This window comes from Streptomyces longwoodensis (genome assembly GCF_001514125.1).
Taxonomy (GTDB): Bacteria; Actinomycetota; Actinomycetes; order Streptomycetales; family Streptomycetaceae; genus Streptomyces; species Streptomyces longwoodensis.
Map to the genome: position 1 here is coordinate 120,383 of NZ_KQ948555.1, position 15,125 is coordinate 135,507.

Sequence of the window (15,125 nt, forward strand, 5' to 3'; positions counted from 1 at the left end):
GGAACCCGTCAAAACTGCAACCGGAGCGCTACGCGGCGTACCGGATCCGGGCCCGTCCGGGAGTGCGCGAAAGGGCCCCCGGACCGGTGGTCCGAGGGCCCGAGAACCCCGTCAGCTGCGGACGTTCACGCCTTCGTGACGTCCTCGTGCTGGTCCTCCGGCTCCCGCCCCGGCGTCTTCAGGTCGAACCGGGTGATCGCGAAGCGGAAGATCACGTAGTACACCGCGGCGAAGCACAGCCCGATCGGGACGATCGCCCATGGCCGCGTCGCCAGGTTCCAGTTGATGACGTAGTCGATCAGCCCCGCCGAGAAGCTGAACCCGTCGTGCACCCCCAGCCCCCACGTCACCGCCATCGACACACCCGTCAGCACCGCGTGCACCGCGTACAGCCCCGGCGCGATGAACAGGAACGAGTACTCGATCGGCTCGGTGATCCCCGTGACGAACGACGTCAGCGCCACCGACAGCATCAGCCCGCCGACCTCCTTGCGCCGCTCCGGCCGCGCGCAGTGCGTGATCGCCAGCGCCGCCGCCGGCAGCGCGAACATCATGATCGGGAAGAACCCCGAGGTGAACTGCCCCGCGTTCGGGTCGCCCGCCAGGAACATGTTGATGTCACCGTGCACCGGCTGCCCGCCCGGCGGCGTGTACGTGCCGAACTGGAACCAGATGGGCACGTTCAGGAACTGGTGCAGCCCGATCACCAGGAGCGCCCGGTTCGCGACCCCGAACACCCCCGCACCCCACGACCCCGCGTCCCGCAGCCACTTGCTGAAGCTCTCCAGCCCGTCACCGATCGGCGGCCAGACCCACAGGCACAGCGCCGCGAACGCGATCGCCACGAACGCCATGATGATCGGCACCAGCCGCCGCCCGTTGAAGAAGCCCAGCCAGTCCACCAGCTTCGTGCGGTGGAACCGCGCCCAGAAGAACGCCGCCAGCAGACCGATCACGATCCCGCCGAACACCCCCGGGTTCTGGAAGGTGTACGGCGTCACCGACCCGGCCCCCGCCCCCACGCTCACCTGGCACCCGAGGCCCGGCAGCTCCTTCGAGCCGCCCGGGCAGGACTCGGGGAACTGGTGCAGCACGTTGTAGTAGACGAGGAAGCCCACCACCGCCGCCAGTGCCGTCGACCCGTCCGCCTTGCGGGCCATGCCGATGGCCACGCCCACGCAGAACAGCAGCGGCAGACCGAGCGAACCGTCCAGCAGGGCCCCGCCCGCGCCCTTCATCACCTTCGAGACGTTGTCCCAGCCGAGCCCGTCCGCCCCGAACACGTCCGGCTGGCCGAGGCGGTTGAGGATGCCCGCCGCGGGCAGCACCGCGATCGGCAGCTGCAGACTGCGGCCCATCTTCTGCAGGCCCTGGAACAGCCCGTTCCAGCGCGCCCGCGCGGGGCTGACCTCGGCGTCGGCGCTCATCGGTGTCCTTCCGGGCCGCTCGGCTCGGCGGCGGGGTTTGGCGACCGTCCGCCAGGTGGTGTAGACCAGTTTTGGACGGTTCCGCTGTCGTGACGCCATCATTCGGTACGGACGGCATGACCGCTCGCGAAGTTGGGCCAACTGTGGGTTACTGCGACAAAGCGGTTCGGATCAGGGAGAAGCAACATGGCCAGCAAGGCTGAGAAGATCGTCGCCGGACTCGGTGGCATCGACAACATCGAGGAGATCGAGGGCTGCATCACCCGCCTGCGCACCGAGGTGAACGACGCCTCGCTGGTCGACGAGGCCGCCCTGAAGGCCGCCGGCGCCCACGGCGTCGTCAAGATGGGCACCGCCATCCAGGTCGTCATCGGCACCGACGCCGACCCGATCGCCGCGGAGATCGAAGACATGATGTGACCGGACGCCCCGCGCGTCCCCGGGGGCCCTTCCCGACCAGGGAGGGGCCCCTTCCGCATCCCCGGCTACCACTAGGCTCAGCGCCATGTCTCGAATCGACGGCCGCACCCCCCAACAGCTCCGCCCCGTCACCATCGAACGCGGCTGGAGCAAGCACGCCGAGGGCTCCGTCCTCGTCTCCTACGGCGACACCAGGGTGCTCTGCACCGCCACCGTCACCGAAGGCGTCCCCCGCTGGCGCAAGGGCAGCGGCGAAGGCTGGGTGACCGCCGAGTACGCCATGCTCCCCCGCGCCACCAACACCCGCGGCGACCGCGAGTCCGTCAAGGGCCGCATCGGCGGCCGCACCCACGAGATCTCCCGCCTCATCGGCCGCTCTCTGCGCGCCGTCATCGACTACAAGGCACTCGGCGAGAACACCGTCGTCCTCGACTGCGACGTCCTCCAGGCCGACGGCGGCACCCGCACCGCCGCCATCACCGGCGCCTACGTCGCCCTCGCCGACGCCGTCAGCTGGGCACAGGGCAAGAAGCTGATCAAGCCCGGCCGCCAGCCGCTCACCGGCACCGTCGCCGCCGTCTCCGTCGGCATCGTCGGCTCGGTCCCCCTCCTCGACCTGCGCTACGAGGAGGACGTACGGGCCGAGACCGACATGAACGTCGTCTGCACCGGCGACGGCCGCTTCGTCGAGGTCCAGGGCACCGCCGAGGCCGCACCCTTCGCCCGCGAGGAACTCGACGCCCTGCTCGACCTCGCCGTCGCCGGCTGCACCGAACTGGCCGCCCTGCAGCGCGCCGCCCTCGCCACCGAAAGGTAAAGCGCACACCAAGGAGGCGGGCGGACGGGAGCAACCCCGCCGCCCGCCCAGGCGTCTTGGGCAGTACGCAGCACCTGCGCGCGCACCACACACGGGGGCCCTGCCAGGGCCTGACAGGGGAGGACACACCACCATGGCCGCGAGCCGCCACCGACGACGCCGTACCGCCATCGCCACCGCCCTCGCGGCCGTCGCCCTGACCACCGCACTCGCCACCGGCTGCGACGCCGTCGACAAGGCCCTCGACTGCGTCCAGACCGCCGACACCATCGCCGACGGCGTCACCCGGCTCCAGCAGGCCGTGGAGAACGCCTCCAACGACCCCACCCAGATCGACCAGTCGCTGCAGACCATCGACACGGACCTCGACCGGATCGGCGACCGCACCGACGACACCGACGTCAACAAGGCCGTCGACGACCTCCAGAAGGCCGTCGACAACGTCCGCACGGCCGTCCGGAACGGCGACCGCACCCCCGACATCAGCCCCGTCACCGACGCCGCAGGCGAACTCACCAAGGTCTGCACGCCGTAACCGGCCCCCCCGCGGCCCCCGGGATACTGGGGGCCATGACCCGCTTGATCCTCGCCACCCGCAACGCCGGGAAGATCACCGAACTCCGCGCGATCCTCGCCGAGGCCGGCCTCCCGCACGAGCTCGTCGGCGCCGACGCCTACCCCGACGTCCCCGACGTCAGGGAGACCGGCGTCACCTTCGCCGAGAACGCCCTCCTCAAGGCCCACGCCCTCGCCCGGGCCACCGGCCACCCCGCCATCGCCGACGACTCCGGCCTCTGCGTCGACGTCCTCGGCGGCGCCCCCGGCATCTTCTCCGCCCGCTGGGCGGGCCGCCACGGCGACGACCGGGCCAACCTCGACCTGCTGCTCGCCCAGCTCTCCGACATCGCCGACGGCCACCGCGCGGCCCACTTCGCCTGCGCCGCCGCCCTCGCCCTGCCCGACGGCACGGAACACGTCGTCGAGGGGCAACTCCGCGGCACCCTGCGCCACACCCCCCGGGGCACCCACGGCTTCGGCTACGACCCGATCCTCCAGCCGGACGGCGAGACCCGCACCTGCGCGGAACTCACCCCCGAGGAGAAGAACGCCATCAGCCACCGAGGCAAGGCCTTCCGAGCCCTGCTCCCGGCGATCCGCGAACTGGTCGGCTGAACGCCGAGGACCCGGTGAACGCGCCGAGGGCCCGGCTCGCATCCACGAACCGGACCCTCGGTCACCTCATGTGCGGTCGGTGGGACTCGAACCCACACGGGATTTCTCCCACGGGCACCTAAAACCCGCGCGTATGCCTGTTTCGCCACGACCGCTCGACAGTGATCCTCAGTGTACGGGGCTCCCGCCACCGCCGTCCCTGGACTTCTTGCGACACCATGTCGCGGTCAGGGCGTGGCAGTTGGGGCGCAGGTAGCGGAGGTTCCCGGCGCGCTTGTCGAGCCAGTTCCCGGAGGCCGGCGTGGAGCCGCTCGCGGCGGGGGCGTGGCGCTCCCGGTGGCAGGACGACCATGACGACCAGGACGTCGTCCGCACGCGACCGCCTCGCCGCTGCCGGTGCGGCGCTCCAGGGGCGCCGCGTGAAGTGGCTCGTGTCCAGACCCAGATCGGCCACCTTCCGGCGCACCCGGCGGTGGTTGGCGTAGTCCACTTCCAGCCCCAGCGCGCGCATGACGTCCGCGTAGCTGTCGGCCGACGTCACGGCGGCCCGGATGTCGTCCTTGGGCAGCGCCGGCCGGACGTGCCGGAAGTGGGACGTGTCGACCCCCCTCTCCCTGAGCAACCGTCCCAGCGCCGCCCGGGACCGGCCGTCGTCCGGGACTCCCAGCACCCGCGCGGTGCCACGGACGCTGTCCGCGGCACCAGTGACCCAGCGGGACACCCGAAAAGCGGAGCGGCTCACACCGGGTGGGGTGCGAGCCGCTTGGGAGGTGGTGGTGGGGGCGTCGATGATGCTCGTCGGCGCCCCCGCCGGGTAGGCCGTTACTGGTGGTGGAGCGTCTTGAGCGGTGTCAGGTTCGGCTGGGCGGCGATCCGCTCGGCGCGCGGGGCGGCCGGGGCGCTGCCGGTGGTGCCCGCGGAGAGGGTCCGCGAGGACGTCGTCGTCGGGACGAGGCCGTTGTAGTACGGGTGGTACGTGTAGTAGGCGCTGCCCGCACTCATCGAGGTGCCCGCGGTGTTCAGCTCGGCCTGGGCGAGCGAGCCCGTGCCGCCGAACCCGACCATGATGTTGACGCTGGCGGCCTCGCGCAAGAGGTAGTTGTTCACCTCGGGCGACAGCGTGGTGGCGCTGCTGCTCCACAGCAGGGGCCCGTAGACGTTCATCGCCGCGGCGCCCGAGACCCCGTCGCGCCAGGCGCCGGAGTAGGCGAGGCCGGTCATGTTCGGCGCGGTCCACCAGAACATGGCGATGGCCACCGACAGGGAGCCGTCCGTGGTGCCCGAGATCGGGTAGTACGAGTACGTGGACGGCCACCGGGAGTAGGAGGTGTGGGTGAGCGCGTAGCGCGCCGCCGCACCGACCGGGATGATCATGGTCTTGTCGGGGTTGAGGCTGTTCAGGTACGCCTGCACCGACGCGGTCAGCTTGTTGCCGTTGGTGAGGACGATCCCGGCCGCGCTGGCGGAGCCGTCGGAGCCGGCCGCGGCCGCCGCCGAGAGCGCCGCGCGGTACTCGGTGCCGCCCGCCAGGAAGACGTACTTCGGGGCGGAGGTGATGGTCTTGCTCACCATGACCGAGGTGGCGTAGCGGTCCGCGCCGGTCAGCCGCACCGGGACGTACCCGAGCGCCTTCACCTGGGAGGCGACCGTGTTGTCCAGGACGGACGTGCTGCCGGTCAGGTAGACGGGCTTGCCCGGGGCCAGGATCCGCTTCAGCTCGTTCTTCGTCGTCGACGAGAGCCCGGTCTTCTGGGTCATCAGCACCGGGCCCTCCTTCCGGCCTGCCAGGGCAGGGGCGGTGACGGCGTACGCCGGGTCGTCCTGGTTGACCAGCACGGCGGACTTGGCGTTCGCCAGCCCGGGCTCGCTGTGGCCGAGGGTGTTCCAGGTCCAGCGCGACGAGGCGGTGGCGGTGAGGTAGGCGTTGGCGCCCCAGACCCGGCCCGTGCTGTTCTTCCGCAGCGGCTGCCAGCTGGGGTTGCCGACGGAGGTGCCCTGCGCCGCGTCCGTGACCGGGGTCAGCTCGCCGGTCGTCGTGTCGGCGTACTCGACGGTGTGCACGTCGTCGCTGTTCGGCGAGGTGTGGGCGTCGAAGATGATCCGCTTGCCGGTGGGCGACCAGGACGGCGAGGCGAACCGGCGCGGGCCCGTGGTGAGCTGCCGGACGTCGGTGCCGTCGGCCTTGGCCGTGAAGATCTGGGGGTTGCCGTCGGTGTCCTTGCGGACGAACGCGAGCTTGGTGCCGTCCGGGGACCAGGCGGGCTGCTCGGCGTCGGCCAGGACGAGCTTGACCGTCCGCGCGGCGCCGTCGTAGACGTACACGCCGGTGGCGGAGGAGCAGTTGCCCGTGCGGCGCTCGAAGGCGACCAGGCCCTTGACGTTCACGCTCGGCCCGGAGTCGCAGACGGTGGCCGGCTCCAGGTTCGCCGGGAGCAGCGGGCCGGGCGCCCACGAGGCGTCGGAGGGACCGTAGGCGAGCTGGCCGCCGCTGGCGAAGACGACGTAGCTGCCGCCGTTCCAGAACGTCAGGTCCTCGTACGGGGCGCTGGAGCGCAGGCCCTGGGCCCAGGGCAGGGTGATCTTCTTGGTGCCGTTGGGCAGGACGCTGGAGATCTGGCCGGAGACGCTGAGCACGCGGCTGCCGTCGGGCGCCCACGTGGCGTAACTCCCCACGTTGGGGATGGTGCTCGTCCCCCCGGTGACGGGGTCGATGACCAGACCCCCGTCGTTGAGGATCTTGCCTTCGGTGCCCGGCCAGGGCCCCGCGTCGTCGGCGGCGGCACCGGGTGCCGCGGCCAGGGTGCCCGCGGCGGCGAGTGCCACCGCGGTGGCGAGCGCCGCGGCGCGGCGGCGCGTGAACATTCTCAAGTTGTCGACCCCCGGGGATCACGTGATGTCGCGACGATGTCGGTGGAGCCGCGCTGCGGGCCCGGTCGGCGCCGTCCCCCGTCGCCTGACCGTCGGCCGCGCAGGTGTGTCACAGCGGCCGGATCACTCTAGGTCCCCGCCCCACCGGGGGGAACGGATTTACGCCGATCGTTTCATGATCGACGATCGGACCGTCGCGCCCGGGAAGCGGAGCGGCCCGGACCGGGGCGGGCCGGTGCGAGCCGCTCGGGGGAGGGGGTGGGTCAGATGCCCAGGTCCTTGATGATCTTGGCTACGTGGCCGGTCGCGCGGACGTTGTACAGGGCCCGTTCGACCTTGCCCTCTTCGTCGACGACGACCGTGGAGCGGATCACGCCCAGGTAGGTCTTGCCGTAGTTCTTCTTCTCGCCGTACGCGCCGTAGGCCTCGGTGACCTGCTTGTCGGGGTCGGCGAGGAGGGTGATCCGCAGGGACTCCTTCTCGCGGAACTTCGCGAGCTTCTCCGGGCTGTCGGGGGAGATGCCGATGACGTCGTACCCCGCGCCGGCCAGCAGCTCGAGGTTGTCCGTGAAGTCGCAGGCCTGCTTGGTGCAGCCCGGCGTCAGCGCCGCCGGGTAGAAGTACACGATGACCTTGCGGCCCTGGTGGTCGGCAAGGGAGACCTGCTTGCCGTCCGCGTCGGGCAGGGTGAAGGCGGGGGCCACGTCCCCGGGCTGGAGTCGCTCGCTCATCGGACCAGCGTAACGGGGGGTCCTGACAGTGCGCTGGCGCGTGGAGCTGACAGACTGTCCGGAACAGCATCATCGGACTTCGGAGGCCGTACGGTGGCGGACACGTCGGACACCAGAACCCCGGCGCAGATCGAGGCGGACATCAAGCGCCGCCGCGAAGTGCTGGCCGAGACGCTCGACGAGATCGGGGTGCGGGTGCACCCCAAGACCATCGTCGGCGATGCCAGGGCCAAGGTCGTGGCGAATGTCGATCACACCCTCGGACGGGCGTACGTCCAGGTCAACAAGGTCGTCAGCGACGTCAAGGCGCAGTTCGTGGACGAGACGGGATCGCCCCGGCTCGAGCGCGTCGTGCCGGTCGCGGTCGTCGCCGTGGGCCTGGTCGGGCTGCTCGTCCTCGGCACCCGGCGCCGCAAGGGCTGACCCGGGCGCGGACGGGACGGCCCGGGGCAGGTAGGTTCGAAGCGTGAGCGCCAACAGAAACGAGCACAGCACCCACCACGACAAGCTCCCCATCCGGATGCTGCACGACCGCGTTCTGGTCCGGCAGGACACCTCCGAGGGCGAGCGGCGTTCCGGTGGCGGCATCCTGATCCCCGCCACGGCGGCGGTCGGCCGGCGCCTGGCCTGGGCCGAGGTGGTCGCGGTGGGGCAGAACGTACGGACCGTGGAGCCGGGCGACCGGGTCCTGTTCGACCCGGAGGACCGGGCCGAGGTCGAGGTGCGCGGCGTCGCGTACGTGCTCATGCGCGAGCGCGACCTGCACGCGGTGGCCGCCGACCGGTTCGAGGGGTCGGAGGACTCCACGGGGCTGTACCTCTGATCGCTGCCGCACCTCTGATCCAGAGGACGGGAAGGGCTGGTGACGGTTGTCACCAGCCCTTTTCGTCGTGCCTTTGCTAGCTTCGGAGGAGGTCGCCCGACGAGACGCGCCGTACCGGGTCCCCCTCACGAGGGGGGAGGCAAAGACGACGCACCCCCGCCGCGCACGGTGCGCGGTCGTCGTCCCCGGAGGTGCCCGTCATGGCCTGGATCCTGCTCGTCGTCGCCGGTCTGCTCGAAGTCGCCTGGTCGATCGGCATGAAGTACACCGACGGCTTCACCCGGCTGGTCCCGAGCCTGTTCACCGGCGCCGGCATCGTCGCCAGCATGCTGCTGCTGTCGTACGCGGCGCGCTCGCTGCCGATCGGCACCGCCTACGGCGTGTGGGTGGGGATCGGCGCCGCCGGGGCGGCCGTGCTCGGCATGGTGGTGCTGGGGGAGCCGGTCACCGCCGCCCGGATCTTCTTCGTCTGCCTGCTGCTGGTCGCCGTGGTGGGCCTGAAGGCGACGGGCGGCCACTGACCAGCAGCCGCTGACCGGTTGCCCGCCCGTCCCCGCCGGCTACTCCCGGCGGGCCGTGCTCTGCGGCAGGACCGCGCCGGTCGTCCCGGTGCTGCCGGGGGTGCTGCCCGTGGCGCCGCCGGTGTCGCCGGAGGTGGAGCCCGTGGTGTCCCCGGTGGCACCGCCGCCGGTGTCGCCGGACGTGGTGGCGCCCGTGGTCGCGCCGCCGGTCGGGGTGCTGGTCGTGCCGCCGGTGCCGGGGCCGCCATTGCTGCTGCCGCCGGTGGTCGTCCCGCCGTGGCTGCCGCCCCCGCCGGTCGGGCCCTGGGTCCGCCCCTGGTCGCCCCCGCCCTGCGAGGCCCGGCCGGACGGCGTGGCGCTGGTCTCCTGGTCCCCGGTGGGCGAGCTCTCCGAGGGCTCGCCGGACGGGTAGGCGGTCTCCTCGGAGCCCTCCTGGAGCTGGAGGTTGAAGTCGCTCGCCGGGGTGTTCTTGAGGGCCTTGCGGGTGAACTGCGCCCAGATCTCGGTGGGCGCCCCGCCGCCGTTGATCCGCTGCAGGCCCATCGCGCCGTACAGGGGCTTGTGGGCGGCGGTGACCGGGTCCTGGCCCATCACCGCGACGACGGTGGCGAGGTCGGGCGTGTAACCCGCGAACCAGGCCGCGGTGTCCTTCTCCGCCGTGCCGGTCTTGCCCGCGGCCGGGCGGCCGACGGCCTGGGCGGCGGTCGCGGTGCCGTTCTGGACGACGCTGCGCAGGATCGAGGTGGTGGTGTCGGCGGCCTCCCGGCTGACCACCTGGGAGGTCTTGCGGCCGGGCAGCTCGACGACGTCCTTGCCGTCCTTGGTGACCTTGTCGATCAGGGTGTACGTGCCGTGCCGGCCGTGGTTGGCGAGCGTGGCGTACGCCTCCGCCATGTCGAGCACGCTGGCGGTGGCCGTGCCGAGCGCGATCGACGGGTACGGCTGGAGGTCGGGGGTGGCGGTGGGCAGGCCCAGGTCGATCGCGGTCTGCTTGACCTTGGCCGGGCCGACGTCGACCGCCAGCTGCGCGTAGACCGCGTTCACGGACTTGTCGGTGGCTTCCCGCACGGTGATGTCGCCGTAGGAGTGCTGGTCCTCGTTCTCGGGGGCGTAGCCGCCGCCGGTCCAGCCCTGCACGGGGCGCTCGTTGGTGCCGTCGTAGACCGTGTTCGGCGTGATGGGGCGGCCGTCCTGGGTCTCGGAGTCGTGCTGGACGGCCGCGGTGAACACGAACGGCTTGAAGGTGGAGCCGACCTGGAAGTCCCGGCGGGTGGCGTTGTTGGTGTACTGCTTGACGTAGTCGATGCCGCCGTACAGGGCGAGGACCTTGCCGGTCTTGGGCTCGACGGCGGCGCCGCCCGCCCGGACGTAGCCGTCGACCTTGCGGTTCTTCTTGTCGAGCTTGGACATCAGCTTGTCGTTGACGGCGTCGACGAACGCGTCCTGCTTGCTCTTCTCGAGCGTGGTGGTGATGCGGTAGCCGCCGCCGTCCAGCTCGCCCTCGGTGACGATCTTGTTCTGGGTGAGGTAGTCGCGGATCGCGCGCACGATGTAGCCGCGCTGCCCGGACATGCCGGTGTCGGCGGCGCTCTCCTCGCGCGGGGTGGGGAACGCGGTGCCCTGCCGCTTGGCCTCCGCCAGCCAGCCCTTCTTGACCATGCCGTCCAGGACGTAGTTCCAGCGGGCCTCGGCGGCCGCCTTGTTCTCCGGGTGGGCGATCACGTCGTACTCGCTGGGCGCGTTGAGCAGGGCGGCCAGGTACGCGCCCTGGGGGGCGGTGAGTTCGCGGGCGTCGACGCCGTAGTAGGCCTGGGCGGCGGCCTGGATGCCGTAGGCGTTGCGGCCGAAGTAGCTGGTGTTGAGGTAGCCCTCGAGGATCTTGTCCTTGGGCTGCTCGCGGTCCAGCTTGATGGAGATGAAGAACTCCTTCACCTTGCGGGTGACGGTCTGCTCCTGCGCGAGGTAGTAGTTCTTCACGTACTGCTGGGTGATCGTCGAGCCGGACTGCTTGCCCTTGCCGGTCGCGGTGTTCCACCCGGCGCGGATCATGGCCTTGGGGTCGATGGCCGACTCGGTGTAGAAGTCGCGGTCCTCGGCGGCGAGCACGGCGTGCTGGGCCTCCTTGGAGATCTGCGCCAGCGTGACGTTCTCCCGGTTGACCGCGCCGTCACGGGCGATCTCGGTGCCGTCGGCGTACAGGTACACGTTGGACTGCTTGGTGGCGAGCGCGTTGGCGTCCGGGATCTTCACCATGGAGTAGCCGAGGAAGAACAGGCCGACGACCAGCAGGGCGCCCACCAGGACGGTGCCCAGCACCATCCGCCAGGTGGGCAGCACCCGCCGCCACCCGGTGCGCTTCGGCCTCTTCCCGCCGTTCCCCGCGACCTGAGCCGCCGGTGGCTCGTCCGGTGCCCCGCCCTCGGTCGGCTGCTGCGGCTGCGGCTCGTCACTCATGTGTTGCACGGACTCCCGTTGTCGCGTCGTACGTTCCCGTACGCCTCATACGTCTCATACGCCTCGTACGCTTTTGCGCCCCCTGCTAGAGACTGTCGCACCCTGCGTTCCGTTCCCGGCAACCGGCACGCGTTGTGCCCGGAAAATGCGTGGCACGCCACTTCCGGGGCCCGCTAGGGTCCCTTGCTTCGGTGTCGGCGCGCGGAAAGGCGGTTGCCGTGGGATCGGCGCGGTTGTACGCGGCCGTCGCGGCGGGGGGATTCAGAAGGTACGCGACCTACCGGGCGGCCACGGCCGCCGGGGTGTTCACCAACACCGTCTTCGGCCTGATCCTCGTGCACACCTACCTCGCGCTGTGGGACGAGCGGCCGCACCTCGGCGGGTACGACCAGGCGCAGGCGGTCACCTTCGTGTGGCTCGGGCAGGCCCTGTACGCGACGTTCGCCCTCCAGGGCGGCGGCGTGGAGAAGGACCTGATGGCGCGCATCCGCACCGGCGAGATCGCCATCGACCTGTACCGCCCGGCCGACCTGCAACTGTGGTGGCTGGCGACCGACTTGGGCCGGGCACTGTTCCAGTTGCTGGGGCGCGGGGTGGTGCCGTTCGTGATCGGCACGCTGTTCTTCCCGACGGCGCTGCCGCGCGACGCGGGCACCTGGGCGGCGTTCGGGGTCGCGCTGCTGCTGGGCCTGGTGGTCAGCTTCGGCATCCGCTACCTGTTCGCGCTCAGCGCGTTCTGGCTCCTGGACGGCCAGGGCGTCAGCCAGGCGATGATGATCCTCGGGATCTTCTGCTCGGGGATGACGCTGCCGCTCAACGCCTTCCCCGCGGGGTTCGGCGACGTGCTGCGGGCGCTGCCGTGGGCGGCCCAGGTGCAGGTCCCGGCGGACGTGCTGATGGGCGAGGCGACCTGGGCGTCCGCGTTCGCCTTCCAGGCGGCGTGGGCGGCGGCCCTGCTCGGCGCGGGCCGCCTGGTGCAGGTGGCGGCGACCCGGCGGGTGGTGGTCCAGGGTGGCTGAGCACACCCCGTCCGTCCGGCCCCGCACGCCGGAGCCGGTCCCGGGCGGTTCCCGGTCCACCGAGAGCCTGCGCACGTACCGGCTGGTCGCGGGCATGTGGATCCGCTCCACGATGGCCTACCGGACCTCCTTCGCGCTGACGGTGGCCGGGAACCTGCTGATCACCGGCCTCGACTTCGCGACGATCCTGCTGATGTTCGCGCAGGTCGACTCGCTCGGCGGCTGGTCGCTGCCCGAGGTGGCGTTCCTGTACGGCGTGTCGGCGACCGCGTTCGGGGTGGCCGACCTGGTGCTGGGCTCGATGGACGTGCTGGGCGGCCGGATGCGCGACGGCTCGTTCGACACCCTGCTGGTGCGGCCCGCGCCGGTGCTCGCCCAGGTCGCCGCCGACCACTTCGCGCTGCGCCGCCTGGGCCGGATCACCCAGGGCGTCCTGGTGCTGGGCTGGGGCCTGCTGCACGTCGACGCCGACTGGACCCCGGTCAAGGTGCTGCTGCTGCCGGTGACGCTGCTGAGCGGCGCCGCGCTGTTCGGGGCCCTGTTCGTGGCGGGCGCGTCCTTCCAGTTCGTGGCGCAGGACGCGGCGGAGGTGCAGAACGCGTTCACCTACGGCGGGACGACGCTGCTGCAGTACCCGCCGAGCGTGTTCGGCCGGGACCTGGTGCGCTCGGTGACCTACCTGGTGCCGCTGGCCTTCGTGAACTGGGTGCCGGTGAGCTACGTGCTGGACCGGCCGCTGCCGCTCGGGCTGCCCGCGTGGACGGCCGCCGCCCCGCCCCTGGTGGCCGGGGTGTGCTGCGTGCTGGCGGGGCTCGCGTGGCGGACGGCGCTGCGGTCGTACCGGAGCACGGGCAGTTAGGGGTGGACGCGGACGTGGACGTGTACGGCGACGGAGCGGAGGGGCGTGCGGTGGGTGAGCCGGCCGGTGGGGCGTTCGTCGAGGTGGACGGCCTGGAGAAGGTGTTCTCGGTGCGCCGCAGGACCGGGTTCCTGAAGCGGGAGCGGCGCGAGGTGCGCGCGGTGGACGGCATCTCGTTCACCGTGGGCCGCGGCGAGATGGTCGGCTACATCGGCCCGAACGGCGCCGGCAAGTCGACCACGATCAAGATGCTCACCGGCATCCTGGTGCCGAGCGGGGGCCGGCTGCGGGTGGCCGGCATCGACCCCGCACGCGAGCGCACCCGGCTGGCGCGCCGGATCGGGGTGGTGTTCGGGCAGCGCACCACGCTGTGGTGGGACCTGCCGCTGATCGACTCCTACCGGCTGATGCACCGCATGTACCGCATCCCCGACGCCCGCTACCGCGAGAACCTCGACCGGCTCGTCGAACTCCTCGGCCTCGGGGACCTGTTGGACGTGCCCGTGCGCCAGCTGTCGCTGGGGCAGCGCATGCGCGGCGACATCGCGGCGGCCCTGCTGCACGACCCCGAGGTGCTGTACCTGGACGAGCCCACGATCGGGCTGGACGTGGTGTCCAAGGCCCGGGTGCGGGAGTTCCTGCGGGAGGTGAACGCCGAACGCGGCACGACGGTCCTGCTCACCACGCACGACCTCCAGGACATCGAGCAGCTCTGCCACCGCGTGATGGTCATCGACCACGGGCGCCTGATGTACGACGGCGCGCTGGCCGGCCTGCACGAGGCGGGGGAGAGCGAACGGACCCTGGTCGTGGACCTGGAGCGCGAACTGCCGCCCGTGCGGGTGCCGGGCACGCGGGTCGTCCGGGTGGAGGGGCCCCGGCAGTGGCTGGCCTTCCCGTCCTCCGAGTCGGCGGCGCCGCTGGTGGCCCGGGTGGCGGCCGAGTACCCGCTGGTCGACCTGTCGGTACGGGAGCCGGACATCGAGACCGTGATCGCGAAGATGTACGCGGAGCGCAGTGAGGACCGCGGGGGCGGCGCGGGCGTGAACACCGGGGAAGCGGTTCCCTAACGGTCGCCGCGCTGTCATGGCCCCCCGCCCCGCGACCTCGTAGGCTGCTGCCATGACCGACGACGCAGCGGACGCGGCCGGCACGACCCCCGACCTCCGGGCCTCCGACGCCGATCGGGAACGGGTCGCCGAGGTGCTGCGGGACGCCGTCGCCGAAGGCCGCCTGGACATGAGCGAGTTCGAGGAACGGCTCGACGCGACGTACAAGGCGCGCACCTACCGGGAGTTGGCGCCCATCACCCGTGACCTGCCGGTCGCCGGGGTCACCCCGCCGCCCGTGGTGGACCTGCACAAGGACCCCGCCCCGGAGGGCAGTTGGGCCGGGCGCGTCGTCGGCGGCGCGGACTCCGGGGCGACGCCGTGGGCCGTCGCCGTGATGTCCGGTTTCGAGCGCAAGGGGCGCTGGGTCGTGCCGCGCCGCATGAACTGCGTCGCCTTCTGGGGCGGTGGCGAACTCGACCTGCGCCAGGCGGACTTCTCGGCCGGCGAGGTCGAGATCAACTGCGTGGCCGTCATGGGCGGCATCCAGATCACCGTCCCGCCGGGCGTCGAGGTCGTCGTCCGCGGCATCGGCATCATGGGCGGCTTCGACCACCGCGAGGCCGGCGTCCCGGGCGACCCCGGGGCACCCCGGGTGGTCGTCACGGGAGTCGCCTTCTGGGGCGGGGTGGGCATCGAGCGCAAGAAGCTCCGCGCGTCCAAGGCGGAGCGGCGGCGGGAACGCGAGGCCCGCCGGGAGTTGCGGCGTGAGGAGCGCGGTGCCCGGGGCGTCCAGGGCGCCCACCGGCGGATGCTGGAGGGTCACCGGGACCTGTTGGGGGAGGGGCGCCGGGAGGCTCGTGAGGAGTACCGGGAGGAGCGGCGGGACCGTCGCGACCGGCGGGGGTACGGCGAGTAGTCGTTCGTCCGCGGGTGCGCGGGGGCCGGTCGCGCACTTCCCCGC

Annotated in this window: 15 protein-coding genes, 1 tRNA gene and 1 riboswitch; of the genes, 11 read left to right on the forward strand and 5 right to left on the reverse strand. The window is 71.9% G+C overall.

The window, feature by feature from the left end; translation table 11 throughout:
• Window positions 1-125: 125 nt before the first annotated feature.
• Window positions 126-1,427, reverse strand: a complete 1,302-nt coding sequence (locus AQJ30_RS20390) for a PTS transporter subunit EIIC (protein ID WP_067236049.1) — start codon at window positions 1,425-1,427, stop codon at window positions 126-128.
• A 186-nt stretch (window positions 1,428-1,613) separates the two neighbouring features.
• Between AQJ30_RS20390 and AQJ30_RS20395 the strand changes: the two genes are divergently transcribed.
• The 4 genes from AQJ30_RS20395 (at window position 1,614) to rdgB (ending at window position 3,837) form a co-directional block, all read left to right on the forward strand.
• Window positions 1,614-1,847 carry a PTS sugar transporter subunit IIB gene (locus AQJ30_RS20395; RefSeq protein ID WP_067236054.1) on the forward strand — a complete coding sequence of 78 codons (234 nt, stop codon included), beginning with the start codon at window positions 1,614-1,616 and terminating at the stop codon, window positions 1,845-1,847.
• Between the two features lie 85 nt (window positions 1,848-1,932).
• Window positions 1,933-2,664 (forward strand): ribonuclease PH, encoded by a 732-nt coding sequence (rph, locus tag AQJ30_RS20400; protein ID WP_067236058.1) that lies wholly within the window; start codon window positions 1,933-1,935, stop codon window positions 2,662-2,664.
• Window positions 2,665-2,797: 133 nt separating this feature from the next.
• Window positions 2,798-3,199, forward strand: a complete 402-nt coding sequence (locus AQJ30_RS20405) for a hypothetical protein (RefSeq protein WP_067236061.1) — start codon at window positions 2,798-2,800, stop codon at window positions 3,197-3,199.
• A 35-nt stretch (window positions 3,200-3,234) separates the two neighbouring features.
• Window positions 3,235-3,837 carry an RdgB/HAM1 family non-canonical purine NTP pyrophosphatase gene (gene rdgB / locus AQJ30_RS20410; protein ID WP_067236064.1) on the forward strand — a complete coding sequence of 201 codons (603 nt, stop codon included), beginning with the start codon at window positions 3,235-3,237 and terminating at the stop codon, window positions 3,835-3,837.
• A 71-nt stretch (window positions 3,838-3,908) separates the two neighbouring features.
• Here rdgB and AQJ30_RS20415 read toward each other — a convergent pair.
• From AQJ30_RS20415 to bcp, 3 genes are all read right to left on the reverse strand, one after another.
• Window positions 3,909-3,992, reverse strand: a tRNA-Leu gene (locus AQJ30_RS20415).
• Window positions 3,993-4,659: 667 nt separating this feature from the next.
• A complete protein-coding gene (locus AQJ30_RS20420) occupies window positions 4,660-6,699 on the reverse strand; it encodes a cell wall-binding repeat-containing protein (protein WP_067236067.1) in 2,040 nt (679 codons plus the stop codon).
• Window positions 6,700-6,968: 269 nt separating this feature from the next.
• Window positions 6,969-7,436: a thioredoxin-dependent thiol peroxidase gene (bcp, locus tag AQJ30_RS20425; RefSeq protein WP_067236070.1), complete on the reverse strand. Its 468-nt coding sequence runs from the start codon at window positions 7,434-7,436 to the stop codon at window positions 6,969-6,971.
• Window positions 7,437-7,529: 93 nt separating this feature from the next.
• On the opposite strand from bcp, the gene AQJ30_RS20430 reads away from it, so the two are divergent.
• From AQJ30_RS20430 to sugE, 3 genes are all read left to right on the forward strand, one after another.
• Window positions 7,530-7,859, forward strand: a complete 330-nt coding sequence (locus tag AQJ30_RS20430; protein ID WP_067236072.1) for a DUF3618 domain-containing protein — start codon at window positions 7,530-7,532, stop codon at window positions 7,857-7,859.
• A gap of 43 nt (window positions 7,860-7,902) precedes the next feature.
• Window positions 7,903-8,259: a GroES family chaperonin gene (locus AQJ30_RS20435; RefSeq protein ID WP_031478376.1), complete on the forward strand. Its 357-nt coding sequence runs from the start codon at window positions 7,903-7,905 to the stop codon at window positions 8,257-8,259.
• 74 nt (window positions 8,260-8,333) lie between these two features.
• Window positions 8,334-8,414: riboswitch (guanidine-III (ykkC-III) riboswitch) on the forward strand.
• Window positions 8,415-8,459: 45 nt separating this feature from the next.
• On the forward strand, window positions 8,460-8,780 hold the full coding sequence (gene sugE / locus AQJ30_RS20440; protein WP_067236075.1) for a quaternary ammonium compound efflux SMR transporter SugE: 321 nt from the start codon (window positions 8,460-8,462) through the stop codon (window positions 8,778-8,780).
• Between the two features lie 39 nt (window positions 8,781-8,819).
• Here the strand turns inward: sugE and AQJ30_RS20445 are convergent, their stop codons facing one another.
• Window positions 8,820-11,234 (reverse strand): transglycosylase domain-containing protein, encoded by a 2,415-nt coding sequence (locus AQJ30_RS20445; RefSeq protein ID WP_067236077.1) that lies wholly within the window; start codon window positions 11,232-11,234, stop codon window positions 8,820-8,822.
• 233 nt (window positions 11,235-11,467) lie between these two features.
• Here AQJ30_RS20445 and AQJ30_RS20450 point away from each other — a divergent pair, with 233 nt between their 5' ends.
• From AQJ30_RS20450 to AQJ30_RS20465, 4 genes are read left to right on the forward strand one after another with little or no spacing between them, the layout of a single operon-like run.
• Window positions 11,468-12,253 carry an ABC transporter permease gene (locus AQJ30_RS20450; protein WP_079084162.1) on the forward strand — a complete coding sequence of 262 codons (786 nt, stop codon included), beginning with the start codon at window positions 11,468-11,470 and terminating at the stop codon, window positions 12,251-12,253.
• On the forward strand, window positions 12,246-13,112 hold the full coding sequence (locus tag AQJ30_RS20455) for an ABC transporter permease (protein WP_425424166.1): 867 nt from the start codon (window positions 12,246-12,248) through the stop codon (window positions 13,110-13,112). The genes AQJ30_RS20450 and AQJ30_RS20455 overlap by 8 nt, the downstream gene beginning before the upstream one ends.
• Before the next feature lie 50 nt (window positions 13,113-13,162).
• Window positions 13,163-14,182 (forward strand): ABC transporter ATP-binding protein, encoded by a 1,020-nt coding sequence (locus tag AQJ30_RS20460; protein ID WP_402250041.1) that lies wholly within the window; start codon window positions 13,163-13,165, stop codon window positions 14,180-14,182.
• Window positions 14,183-14,234: 52 nt separating this feature from the next.
• Complete coding sequence (locus AQJ30_RS20465) at window positions 14,235-15,080, forward strand: DUF1707 SHOCT-like domain-containing protein (RefSeq protein WP_067236082.1); 846 nt, start codon at window positions 14,235-14,237, stop codon at window positions 15,078-15,080.
• Window positions 15,081-15,125 lie beyond the last annotated feature (45 nt).